The sequence below is a fragment of the Alteromonas sp. BL110 genome (assembly GCF_003443615.1).
Classification (GTDB): domain Bacteria; phylum Pseudomonadota; class Gammaproteobacteria; order Enterobacterales; family Alteromonadaceae; genus Alteromonas.
In genome coordinates this window covers 896,317-908,414 of record NZ_CP031967.1, presented here as the reverse complement: position 1 = coordinate 908,414, position 12,098 = coordinate 896,317, and the positions used below count along the sequence as shown (strand labels likewise).

General features: G+C 44.0%; 11 protein-coding genes. 5 read left to right on the top strand and 6 right to left on the bottom strand.

Annotated features, from left to right (window positions below; translation table 11 throughout):
- Positions 1 to 9: 9 nt before the first annotated feature.
- Positions 10 to 1,272, top strand: coding sequence for a UDP-N-acetylglucosamine 1-carboxyvinyltransferase (gene murA, locus D1814_RS03910; protein WP_118490197.1), 1,263 nt, complete (start codon positions 10 to 12; stop codon positions 1,270 to 1,272).
- Positions 1,273 to 1,416: 144 nt separating this feature from the next.
- On the opposite strand, the gene D1814_RS03905 is transcribed toward murA, so the two are convergent.
- The 3 genes from D1814_RS03905 to D1814_RS03895 all read right to left on the bottom strand — a co-directional run bounded on the left by D1814_RS03905 (position 1,417) and on the right by D1814_RS03895 (position 4,682).
- The gene (locus tag D1814_RS03905; RefSeq protein ID WP_118490196.1) at positions 1,417 to 2,487 is read right to left on the bottom strand and encodes a trypsin-like peptidase domain-containing protein; all 1,071 of its coding nucleotides are present in this window, start codon (positions 2,485 to 2,487) and stop codon (positions 1,417 to 1,419) included.
- A gap of 307 nt (positions 2,488 to 2,794) precedes the next feature.
- Positions 2,795 to 4,156 (bottom strand): DegQ family serine endoprotease, encoded by a 1,362-nt coding sequence (locus D1814_RS03900; RefSeq protein ID WP_118495297.1) that lies wholly within the window; start codon positions 4,154 to 4,156, stop codon positions 2,795 to 2,797.
- A gap of 88 nt (positions 4,157 to 4,244) precedes the next feature.
- The gene (locus tag D1814_RS03895) at positions 4,245 to 4,682 is read right to left on the bottom strand and encodes a ZapG family protein (RefSeq protein ID WP_118490195.1); all 438 of its coding nucleotides are present in this window, start codon (positions 4,680 to 4,682) and stop codon (positions 4,245 to 4,247) included.
- 255 nt (positions 4,683 to 4,937) lie between these two features.
- Between D1814_RS03895 and zapE the strand changes: the two genes are divergently transcribed.
- On the top strand, positions 4,938 to 6,035 hold the full coding sequence (zapE, locus tag D1814_RS03890) for a cell division protein ZapE (RefSeq protein WP_118490194.1): 1,098 nt from the start codon (positions 4,938 to 4,940) through the stop codon (positions 6,033 to 6,035).
- A gap of 306 nt (positions 6,036 to 6,341) precedes the next feature.
- Positions 6,342 to 7,070, top strand: a complete 729-nt coding sequence (locus D1814_RS03885) for a YebC/PmpR family DNA-binding transcriptional regulator (RefSeq protein ID WP_118490193.1) — start codon at positions 6,342 to 6,344, stop codon at positions 7,068 to 7,070.
- A 75-nt stretch (positions 7,071 to 7,145) separates the two neighbouring features.
- On the opposite strand, the gene D1814_RS03880 is transcribed toward D1814_RS03885, so the two are convergent.
- From D1814_RS03880 to D1814_RS03870, 3 genes are read right to left on the bottom strand one after another with little or no spacing between them, the layout of a single operon-like run.
- Positions 7,146 to 7,580, bottom strand: a complete 435-nt coding sequence (locus D1814_RS03880; protein ID WP_118495296.1) for a group I truncated hemoglobin — start codon at positions 7,578 to 7,580, stop codon at positions 7,146 to 7,148.
- A 16-nt stretch (positions 7,581 to 7,596) separates the two neighbouring features.
- Positions 7,597 to 8,544 (bottom strand): DUF3034 family protein, encoded by a 948-nt coding sequence (locus tag D1814_RS03875; protein WP_118490192.1) that lies wholly within the window; start codon positions 8,542 to 8,544, stop codon positions 7,597 to 7,599.
- A 51-nt stretch (positions 8,545 to 8,595) separates the two neighbouring features.
- Positions 8,596 to 10,512 carry a putative bifunctional diguanylate cyclase/phosphodiesterase gene (locus D1814_RS03870; protein WP_232368974.1) on the bottom strand — a complete coding sequence of 639 codons (1,917 nt, stop codon included), beginning with the start codon at positions 10,510 to 10,512 and terminating at the stop codon, positions 8,596 to 8,598.
- A 362-nt stretch (positions 10,513 to 10,874) separates the two neighbouring features.
- Between D1814_RS03870 and D1814_RS03865 the strand changes: the two genes are divergently transcribed.
- Both D1814_RS03865 and D1814_RS03860 read left to right on the top strand, forming a co-directional pair.
- Positions 10,875 to 11,531, top strand: coding sequence for an NAD(P)H-dependent oxidoreductase (locus tag D1814_RS03865; protein ID WP_118490191.1), 657 nt, complete (start codon positions 10,875 to 10,877; stop codon positions 11,529 to 11,531).
- A 232-nt stretch (positions 11,532 to 11,763) separates the two neighbouring features.
- On the top strand, positions 11,764 to 12,078 hold the full coding sequence (locus tag D1814_RS03860) for a hypothetical protein (RefSeq protein WP_232368973.1): 315 nt from the start codon (positions 11,764 to 11,766) through the stop codon (positions 12,076 to 12,078).
- Positions 12,079 to 12,098 lie beyond the last annotated feature (20 nt).

The window sequence follows — 12,098 nt, the reverse complement described above, 5'->3', positions numbered from 1 at the left end:
GCATCGCTCGTGGATAAACTTGTAATAAAAAAGAGCCCTGCACTTAACGGTACAGTGCGTATCTCTGGTGCAAAAAACGCGGCACTGCCGCTGTTGATGACCAGTCTACTTACCGATTCTTCTTGCCGTTATACTAATGTTCCTCGTCTTCGCGACATTAATACCACCACGGCGCTTTTGCGTGAACTTGGCGTAGAAGTGGCGCTTCCCGCGCCTAACGATATTGTTATCGATGCAAGTACACTTGAAAGTGTGACCGCGTCTTACGACTTAGTGCGTACCATGCGTGCTTCAATTTTGGTGTTAGGTCCATTGCTGGCTAAGCAGGGCAAAGCGAACGTGTCTTTGCCTGGTGGTTGTGCCATAGGTGCACGCCCGGTAAACCTTCATTTAACTGGCCTTGAAAAGATGGGCGCAAAGATTGAAGTAGACGAAGGTTATATTCGGGCTGAAGTTGATGGTCGCCTGAAAGGTGCGCGTATATTCATGGATATGGTAAGCGTGGGAGCCACTGAAAACTTACTAATGGCGGCAGCTTTGGCTGACGGCACGACTATTTTAGAAAACGCCGCACGTGAACCTGAAATCGTTGATTTAGCAAACTGTCTTATTCAGATGGGCGCGAAGATTAGCGGTGCGGGAAGTGATAAAATTACCATCGAAGGTGTGGAAACCTTAAATGGTTGTGATTATGCCGTACTGCCAGATCGCATTGAAACCGGCACTTTCTTGGTAGCGGCTGCCGTAACCGGCGGCAAAATTCGCTGTACCCATGCGGCGCCTGAAACGTTAGATGCTGTGCTAGATAAACTAGAGCAAGCTGGCGCAAAAATTACCGTAGGCGAAGACTGGATTGAGCTAGATATGGAAGGGCGTAAGCCACAGGCTGTGCGCGTAAAAACCGCACCACACCCAGCATTTCCTACTGATATGCAGGCTCAGTTTGTTACCCTAAACTGCGTTGCCGAAGGTACAGGCGTAATTACAGAAACCATTTTTGAAAATCGCTTTATGCATGTGCCAGAGTTACAACGTATGGGCGCAGAAATCGCACTTGAAGCTAACTCAGCCGTATCTAAGGGCAGTTCAAGCTTGAAAGGCGCGCCAGTAATGGCTACTGACCTTCGCGCCTCAGCAAGTTTAGTTATCGCTGGTCTTATCGCAGAAGGCGAGACTCACGTAAATCGTATTTACCATTTAGACCGTGGTTATGAATCGATAGAAGAGAAATTGGGTGGGCTAGGTGCCATCATCGAGCGAGTTAAAGAGTAATCTTTAAGCCTTGCACTACAAAAAAGCCGCATTGTCTAATGCGGCTTTTTTGTATATAAATCGCTACTTAGGTCGTTTTTCGCGAATGCTTCCTACAACAGCGATAGGAGCTAAAGGGCTAACTGGCACACGGTATTACTAAGGCTATTGCCCCGCTCTAAGTTCTCCGACAGTAGCTGTCAGCGTAATTGATTGCCCATCACGACTAAGTTCAATTTCAAGCTCAGTGCCAGGCTCTGTTTCAGCAATCATATCCAGCGTTTTAGATGCGCTTTCCAAACGCACACCATCAATAGCTACTATAATGTCACCAGGGCGAATACCCGCGATGTCTGCAGGGCTGCCTTTAGCAACCGCCTGTACATCAATGCCTGGCCGATTGCGGTTCTCTCCGCCTACAAAACCAAGTTGGCCGCGCACAACCCGTCCATTGCTGATGATTTCATCCATAACGCGCTTAGCCAGTTCATAAGGAACGGCGAAGTTAATTCCGTCTACATTGCGTGCGCGGTTGTTAGAATCTAGCACCTGGAAGTTGGCGTTGGTGATACCCAGTAAAATGCCGTTACTATCAACTAAAGCACCACCAGAGTTTCCTTGGTTTAAAACGGCATCGGTTTGAATAAAATCTACATAGTTTGACAGACCATTGCGACCGGCTCTACTTACAATGCCTTGGGTAATGGTTTGGCCCAAGTCAAAGGGGTTACCAATTGCCATCACCACGTCGCCCACATGGGTATCGGGTTCTGAAACCTGAGGGATAATATGTAGGTTGTCAGCCGTGACTTTCAATACAGCAAGGTCAGTGAGTGGGTCGGTACCTACAATTTGTGCTTCTAAAATACGACCGTCTTGCACGGCTACGTAAATGCTGTCAGCGTTAGCTACAACGTGGTGGCAGGTAAGTAAGTAGCCATTCTCTGTCATGATAACGCCAGAGCCCAAGTTGGTGCGTCCACGAGATTGATTTCGAAATAGACCTGAGCCGTTTTCAATGCTAACGCTGTATATGTTCACAACGGCAGGTGCGGACCGGCTCAACGCTGAAAAATAGCTTTCGCGACTGGCGCTAACAGATGGCTCATTAAAAAAGCCTTGGGCTAGCCCCTTACCTTGCCTGAGCTCAGGCAAAAAAATCAACAGCAAAGCCGCTACGGCAACGCCTAAGATGATAGATTTTAGTAAGAAGTTAAATATTGAGTGGCCAGTCACAAGTCACACTTATTGTTGTCTGTCGCACTTACTCCATACGTACCGTTATCGAGGTACTACTTCACAAATTAAAAGCGCAACAATCTGAATTTATCGTTATTAATGTAAAGGATATCACTTTATTCACTAAACTACCGTAATGAAAAGCAAATTTTGTGTAACTCGATACGTCAGATGATTTGACTAGAAAACAAGGTAGTGTTGATGTGGCTAAGCGAATAAACTAGCTCAATAAAAAAAACGGCGCTTATATAGCGCCGTTTAACATGTATTACTGCTTAACAATAGGTATGCTAAGCGCCGCGCTTTACTGTCTGATAACCAAGTAAAGAGTAGAGTTGCCGCGTTTTACATTCAGTGCGATAACGCCTTTTGCTTCATCTAGCGCGTTTCTGAATTCCGCAACCGTTGATGTGCGAACGCGGTTAACACCAATGATCACGTCTTCAGATTGAAGACCAATACGCGCAGCAGGTGCACCACGTTCAATCTCAGACACTACTACACCGGCGTTGCCTGCATTGTCGGTACCATTAGTCAAAGTGGCACCTTCAAGAGCTGGATGAATCTGAGCCGCGGTTACCGTGGTATCTGTAGCATCGTCTAATACCACGTCGACGTTCATTTTCTTACCTTTGCGCATAACGGTTAATTCAACTTCAGCACCTGCTCCCATACTCGCAATTTTTGCGCGCAGCTCTTGGAAGCTGTGAAGTTTGCGACCGTTAATAGCAGTGATGATGTCACCTGCTTGAAGACCACCTTTCTCGGCAGCAGAGTCAGGCTGTACTTCACTTACAAACGCACCGATATTTACCTCGGCGTTCATAGCTTCGGCAAGACCTGCGTCAATATCGCTACCTAAAATACCCAGTAGACCACGGCGCACTTCACCATATTCGGCAATTTGCTCGATAAGGCTTTTCATCATATTGGCAGGAATTGCAAAACCAATACCTACATTGCCACCATTAGGGCCAAAAATGGCGGTGTTGATACCAACCAGTTCACCGTGAAGGTTAACCAGTGCACCACCTGAGTTACCGCGGTTAATTGCGGCGTCAGTTTGGATAAAATCTTCGTAACCGCCAATATTTAAGCCAGAGCGACCTAGCGCGCTTACAATACCTGAGGTAACCGTTTGAGAAAGGCCGAATGGGTTACCAATAGCGACTACAAAGTCGCCCACGCGTAGACCGTCAGAATCGGCAAGTGGCAATGCTTTTAAATCATTGGGCTCAATCTTAAGTAGAGCGATATCACTTTGCTCGTCAGAACCCAGCTTTTTCGCTTTAAACTCGCGTCCGTCGGTTAATTTAACGGTGATTTCGTCTGCGTTATCAACAACGTGATTATTAGTTACCACGTAACCCTTATCGGCATCAATAATAACGCCAGAACCAAGACCTCGGAAAGGACGTTCTTGAACTTGCTCTTGCGGTGCACCAAAGAAGTAGCGAAACATTTCTGGTACACGCTGTGTGGAAGTTTGCGTACCTTCCACTGCGATACTAACTACCGCAGGGGTCGCTTCTTCGAGCATAGGGGCTAAAGACGGCACTTCGTCTTTTGAATCAGAAAAGAACGGTAACGCCGCCTGCGTAGTAGCAGTAAAGCCCAGTGAACTTACAACAACGGCAGACGCCAATAGACAATGGCGGAAAGACATTTTCATGTTCGCTTACACTCCTTCATGTTATATGCGACATAGCATGGTTTCACTAAAAGAGTCTGACGCTGGAATAAAGTTCCCGATGTTACTGTTTTTCTGCGTTATTCTGCTCAGAACCGCCGACGAACAACCCAGACCCTGTATTAGCAAAGTCTTTTGGTTGAGTATCAGAAACACGATTTACTTTAGACTTGTCAGTCCCTTTCAAATTATTGCGTAAATAGGTGGTAGCTTGTTCCCCATAAAAAGGAACTTTGCTGTCTTCTTCATCACTGCCCTGTTCAAGCAGCATTTCGTATTCTTCTATCTGTTGTTTTAGCGTTTCGCACTGACTCTCAATGCTTTCTAAGCTTTGACGAGTTTGATGTATATGATGCTGCGCCTGTTGTGCAAGGATCTCTTTAACTTGCTTCTCAGTTTGTGCAGCGTTACCTGCGCCTTGCTTTTGTTGAAGAAAGCGACCAGCGAAAAAGCCAATAATTAAACCAACAACTAACAAAGCAAGAGATACTAACAATTCCATTATATTCTCCGAATAAATCTACATCGTGCAGCCGACCTATGTTTCTACGATCTAAAAGCTGCTTTCGACCATATGCTGAATATAGCAAGGTCAAACCCGAAAAGCGCATACATAGTTTCATTTATTCAGTGTATGTCGAATTTCAATGTGAGATTCTACCGTGATTTCCATTAAAATTAAGGTCATAATTGAGAAATTCAAGCAGGTCGGTGCAGCGTGCGCCGCTATTGACTTTTGTATGGAGTGGTTTCGGCGATGACGCCATGGGAAAAATATCAGTTAGATCTTAAGTCGTCTGATTTTCATTATGACGCGGCACAAGAAAATGCAGTAAAAGAACTTCAGCGTTTGTACGATGAACTGACCCAGCCCGAAAAGAAAGTGACCTGGCGGGTTAAGTTAAAAGCAGCGTTTGGTAAAGGTCATGCCAAGCCAGGTATTCAAGGCATTTACTTTTATGGCGGGGTAGGGCGAGGTAAAACTTACTTAGTCGATACCTTCTATGACTGTTTGCCTTTTGAAAAGAAAATGCGGGTGCATTTCCACCGCTTTATGTATCGCGTACACGACGAGCTCAAGCAACTTAAAAGCGCACAAGACCCGTTAAAGTTAGTGGCGGCAAAGCTGGCAAAAGAAGCGCGAGTTATCTGTTTTGATGAGTTTTTCGTATCTGATATTACTGACGCCATGATTTTAGGCACGTTAATGGAAGAGTTATTTGGTCACGGCATCGTGCTAGTGGCTACCTCTAACATAGTACCTGACGATTTGTATAAAAACGGATTGCAGCGAGCGCGATTCTTACCCGCAATTGATTTGCTTAATCAAAACACCCGTGTGGTAAATGTTGATAGCGGGATTGACTATCGCTTAAGAACCTTAGAGCAAGCTGAAATTTATCACTACCCACTTGATGATGAAGCCACAGAAAACTTACATAGTTATTTTTCTCAGTTAGCGCCAGAAGAAGGCTCTAAAGGAGAAGATATTGAGGTGAACAATCGCCAAATACCGACGCTTAGAAACGCTGACGGGGTTTTAATGATCGACTTCAAAGCATTGTGTGGCGGGCCTCGCAGCCAAAGCGACTACATCGAACTCAGTCGTTGTTATCATTCGGTGCTATTAGCTAATGTCGCGGAAATGGGCCAGCATAATGACGATGTAGCGCGCCGCTTTATTGCCATGGTAGACGAGTTCTACGAGCGTAACGTGAAACTCATTATATCGGCAGAAGTGGCGCTAGAAAGCCTGTATACAGAGGGGCTGCTTAACTTTGAGTTTAGACGCTGCCTTAGCCGCTTAAAGGAAATGCAGTCACACGATTACCTAGCAACCGAACATTTACCATAGCGAAAAGTGTGTGGGGTCAGAGTACATTTACGCTTAATGAGTACGTCAAAGCACTAAGCTTGCTTCTCTTGCGAGGGGATTCACATTGGTATTAGATGAAAATTAAGGTAGAATTTCGCACAATTTTTCTGTGTCGCTCAGTCAGCTTTTGGTTTGCGAATCTTGCACTCAGCAGTTTTTGCAATGCCTTTTTTCGCATTAATTCCAAATAAGACGAAGCGTCGCAGCCTGATAAAAGGGGCAGGCAAATAGTAGCCCGATAAAACCCAACGCAGCATTTCTAATTGCGAGAAAGAGAATTTTAAGATGGGAAGAGCATTCGAAGTTCGTAAAGCCGCCATGGCAAAAACTGCCGGCGCAAAAACTAAGGTTTATTCTAAGTACGGTAAAGAGATTTACGTGTGCGCAAAAAATGGTGGTGCCGACCCAGACACTAACCTTTCACTTCGCCGCCTAATGGAAAAAGCGAAGAAAGACCAGGTACCAAGCCACGTTATTGAAAAAGCGATTGATAAAGCAGCAGGTGGCGCTGGTGAAGATTTTCAGCCTATGCGTTATGAAGGTTTCGGTCCGGGTAACTGTATGGTTATTGTTGACTGCTTGTCTGACAACGCAAACCGCACTATTACCGAGGTACGCAACTGCTTTACTAAAACTAATGCCAAGCTAGGTGCGCAGGGTGCGGTATCGCATATGTTCGATCACCAAGCGGTATTCCAGTTCGAAGGCGAAGACGAAGACGCTATCCTAGAAGTGCTGATGGAAGCAGATGTAGATGTAACTGACGTTGAAGTTGAAGACGGTAAAGTGACGGTTTATGCGCCGCATACTGAATTCTATCAAGTAAAAACAGCGCTAACTGAAGCTTACCCGGATATTACGTTTATTGCCGATGAGATGAGCTGGATGCCTCAGACTGAAACAGAGATCAGCGAAGAAGATATGCCTATGTTTGAAAAATTCATGGACATGCTTAACGACTGTGACGACGTCCAAGACGTTTACCACAACGCGATTACGCCGAGCAGTAACTAATAAACACAATCCTCATGAATAAAAAACCTCGCCAATGCGAGGTTTTTTTTCATGTGCTCAAACGTTTAACGGCGTTTAAAGATAAACCGTTTCGTACTTTATTGGCGCTAACTTTTTCAGAATACGGTTTTCTTGTTGATAGGTAAGGCCTACATCGCGCATAGCGCCTTGAACATACTCTACCAAAATATAGAATTCACGCTCTTTGATGTTAAGAGCTTTGTGAGACTCCAACATTGTTTTTCCATCGTACTCGCAAGGCCCGCCAATTAATTCACAGGTTTGCAAAACGAGTTGGTCTCGTAGGTGCTTTTTTGGCACCCCTTTAAAGTAGTGTCCAATGACAGGGTCAGTGTAAATACGGGTGATAGCCACACCATAGACAGTGTTCAGGGTTTTATGGCCACCAATTTCATCATACAGACTTTGCTTTTCAGTACTTGCACAACCTGAAAGTAAAACGTTTAGTAGCGCTAGTACTGCAATAGGAATACATTTCAACAATTTCATATGCGGTATCTCCCCATTAAAAATTGCCATTTACCGTTAGGTAGAAGCCACTAGAGCTCTCTTGCAACGGTAAATTACCTAAATCCACATAGGCAGCGGTAATTGAAATAGACTTATTTGGAAAGTAAGCAATAAAAGCATCAATAACCGTGTCCTCTTCGGCTAGCCCCCCCAGCCGATTAGTTTGCGTCCGAAACTCAGTGCCTATTGCCGTGGTAGGGCTGATTAATACTGCAACGGAGCCTTCCCACTCAACTTCTGCATTGTCGTTACCTTCAGCACCAAATCCTAATAGACCAAACACATTTGCCTTAGTGTACCTGGCGGTTAAATTAGTAAGTAAATTATAGCCTGATGGTGTGCCCAACCATAATTTAGTCGCTGAAAGGTAGATGTCAGTGCCACTGTCGTTCTTTGCGCCTAACAGTGAAGGTACCCCTACCTCAGGTAGTGGAACGGTGCCATCTGGCAATGAAAGTGAGCTATCAAAATCTCTGTTTTTCTTGTATTGGGCGCCTAAAGCGATTTGCGGGGCCCATGAGTTTTGGGTAAAAACGCCATCTCCGAACAATTTAACCTTTGCCCCCACAATATCTTGCTCAATAGTTGTACTGTTAGCATTGGTCACCGCACCATCTGTAAGTAGCGCAAAAACATTGCTGGTTAACCCGGCTGAAATATCTAAACGCTGACGCTGTATGCTAATTTCCATGCGGTCAAAAAGACTTATGCCAGCACCTGCAGTAGTGAGCGAGTAATCGCTAAGACTTAAGTACTGAACATTGGCAGAATAGCTAATTTCTTCTTTACTCGTGTACCCGCCAATAAATGCCCAAGGAGTTATGCCGCCACCTGCGGTACCTTCAAAGCCATTAATTCCGCCCGAGGCTATTAAGCGAGAGCCGCTATCAGCGTTTACTAACGGCGATAAAAAAAGTAAGGGAAGTAACAAGCGCTTTATCATTGATTGAGCCTAATAGCGTTATCGCGGTGCTATGTTTGGATTATCATAACGTTATTCGCGTTCTTTGATGTTTACAGTAATCTGATTTAGTAGTTCGTTCCATGGTAGTGGGCGAGAAAGGTAATATCCTTGTGCCCAATCGCACCCAAGGCTCTTTAAATAAGCGAGCTGTTCTTCTGTTTCTACGCCTTCGGCGATCACGCGAAGACTGTACAGTTTGGCAAGGTTTTGAATAATCATGACCATTTTACTACGCGACTCAGAAGCAGAAAAAAGGTCGTTTACGAAAGAGCGGTCTATCTTCAGGCAGTTGGCGGGGTAGTGAATAAGCTGGCTGAAGGCTGTATAACCTGTTCCAAAGTCATCGAGAGCTAACGAAATGCCTAGCTCGTTCAATGCTTTAAGGGTTTCTAGGCAGGTCATATCTCCTGCAACAAACGCCGTTTCCGTTATTTCTAGTTCGACGCTTTCAGGTGAAACATTGTTTTTCATCAGGAGCGCTTTAACTTGTGAAGGGAATCGTTCGTTATTGAGCTCTACGCCGGATACATTAATACAAATTTTTCCTTCGAAGGCGCAAGAGCTTTGCAATTGCGTTAGCGCGTTCAACGCATTATCAATAACCCATAAATCTATTTCTTTAATAAGACCGGTAGATTCTGCAACGGGTATAAAGTCGTCAGGTCCAATGCCCTCTAGTTCTGAGCTCTGACACCTCAGCAAGGCTTCCACCGCAACAATACTATTATCTTTGCAATCAAAAATTGGCATGTATACCAATGAAAATTGATTTTCACTAAGCGCAAGCCTTAGCCCTTTTTCTATTTTTTGGCGTTGCTGTAACGCCATTGCTATATCCTGCGTAAAGAACCTATAGCAGTTTCGACCATTATTTTTCGCATCATACATCGCAGCATCAGCATGTTGCAGTAGTGCCGCCGGCTCTATTGCGTCATCAGGGTAAACGGCTATACCTATGCTGGCATATACGTTGTGAGAAATGCCGTCAACATCAAACCCATTGTCAAATACACGTAAAATGCGCTCTGCAGCTTTACTGGCATCTTGCGGTTTTTTCATGTCAGGCAAAATTACGACGAATTCGTCACCCGCTAGCCTGGCTAAACTATCTTTATTTGGCTTGAACAATTGGTCGCTAGGTCGAATGACTTCCCATAGGCGTTCACTAAATTCAAGTAGTAAGCGGTCTCCAGCCTCATGACCAAACTGGTCATTTACCTGTTTAAAGTTATCAAGGTCGATATAAAGTAGCCCTATGCGACGCTTGTCTTTTTTCGCACGGCTGATTAAACGCTGTAGATTGTTTTTGAAATTCCAGCGATTAGGAAGTCCTGTTAATGTATCGAAAAAAGCCATTTGGCGGACATCGTCAGCGTGAAGTTGAATGATGGTTTGATAGGCTTGCTCTTCTGAATAAAGCGCGGCTAAGCAAATAACGTTCAGCGCTAGTACGGTAAGAACAAAACGTATTGCTTCCACTAACGAGTAGCTAGTCATTAGTAAAAACGACAGTGGCGTGAAAAGCACAAGCAAGCTAGCAATAGTGAAAAAGGAAAAGATAACAACCGCTGGCCAAAAGCGATTAATAAATAGGTTGATAGCCATAATTGGATAAATCCATAGCATACCCGTATTGTCTTTTCCGCCAGTGATAAGAAGTGAGAGGGAGAGAAAACAGAGTATACCGCTAAGTACAGTGGCAGCGCGCTCCACATTATCTGAGCGTTTTAAAAGGTATAGGTTTACCAAACCGACAAATGCACAGCTTAATAGTAAGATACCAAGAAAGCGTGCGTTACTAATTAGATTAATGCTGCCTAAGGTTAGAAGAAACAGCACTCCAATAACGGTTAAGACTTGGCATAATCTATAGCGCCTGCGAAATCGCACAGCGACCATTTCTTGCTGACCTTTTGCTAAATCATGAGATTGAGTGTGGTTCTCCAAAATTTTATTTGATATCCATATTACAGAAAAATTTGTCGAAGCTTTTGCGGCTAAATCTAGGGTAACCTGCTAGCAATATATTACCTTTCTTCGTAAAAGATAGACTACCTCAATAGCCTATTCAATTATTCTCATGCATTAGTTACTATCTGCTTAGTTATTGATTTATATTAGTCATTTCTAATTATTGATGGGTTTGCGAAATAAACAGTTCTAAACCCTAATTTTTCTGGGTATCCATCACAGTTTCAAAAATATTTTGAAACTGATTCAGCTATTAGAGGGCTTATCATTGAAAAGATGAGTCAATACCATACGCACAACTTTTAGATTTTTCCCATTTATATATTGAGGAGTTAGTTGTGTCTCATCCAATTATCGAAGATTTAAACAAGCGTTATACGGTCAAGAAGTACGATGCAAACAAACGCATCTCAGCTGACGACCTTGCTACCATTTTAGAAGCGTTAAGATTATCAGCGTCTTCGATTAATTCACAACCGTGGAAGTTTGTGGTTGTTGAAAGCGACGAAGCAAAGCAGCGTTTACATGATAGTTTTGAAAATAAGCATCAGTTTAACCAGCTTCACGCGAAAGAAGCATCGCACACTATCTTATTTGCTTACGACCCTAAATTCACTAAAGAAAAGTTTGTTAAACGTGTAGATGCAGAAGTCGCTTCTGGTCATTTACCTGAAGATATGCGTGAAAACTTTATGGGTGCTTATGCTTTCGCTGAAGCGAATACCGATGAAAATGGTAATAACGCAGCGTGGACTAAAGCGCAGGTGTATCTTGCACTTGGAAATGTAATGCATACATTAGCTCGTTTGGGTATTGCGTCTACGCCGATGGAGGGTGTTGACCCTGATATGTTAGGTGAATTATTCGCTGACGAACTAGACGGTCATATTTGTGAAGTTGCACTGGCTATGGGCTACCCTGATACAGAGCAAGACTGGAACTACGGTTTACCTAAAGCCCGCTTGCCAAAAGATGACGTAATTGCAGTGGTTTAGTTCTTATAGAACAGCCAGCTGTTTTAAGTAAGTATAAATTGTAAAAGAGCGCCTTTAACGGCGCTTTTTTATTTGTAAGACTTGTGCAAACTCGCGTTGAAAATAATTTGCCCGCCCCCATTTATCGCTTGTCTAAAATCGTATTGTTAATAAAACCAGTCTAAATACCGTGCGCGCTTTTATAAAACGCTTTCAACCTTCTTCATTTACGCCGTTTCTTTTGGCGTGGGTATTGTCGTATCTAATTGTTAGTACAGGTTTTCAGACAGCTGATGTAGCGAGTAATGCTGAAGTTACATCGCAATCCCCGCTGGCCAAGTTTGTTCACAATACGCAAAGCTACTCTCTTAGGTTTAGCGTAACTAAGCTAACCGGTGAGAAAGGCGAAAAGCCTATCGACGCAGAGCCGCAAGGCTCTATAACGGCATTGTTAAACTTTGCCTTTAACAAAGCGTTATCCACCAAGGTACCATCAGCAGGCCCTTTCTTTAATAGTAAAGCATGGGTAAAAGCGAGCCCGCGAGGACCACCTTCCATCCTGAGTTAATCCCTTTACATGCGCTAACG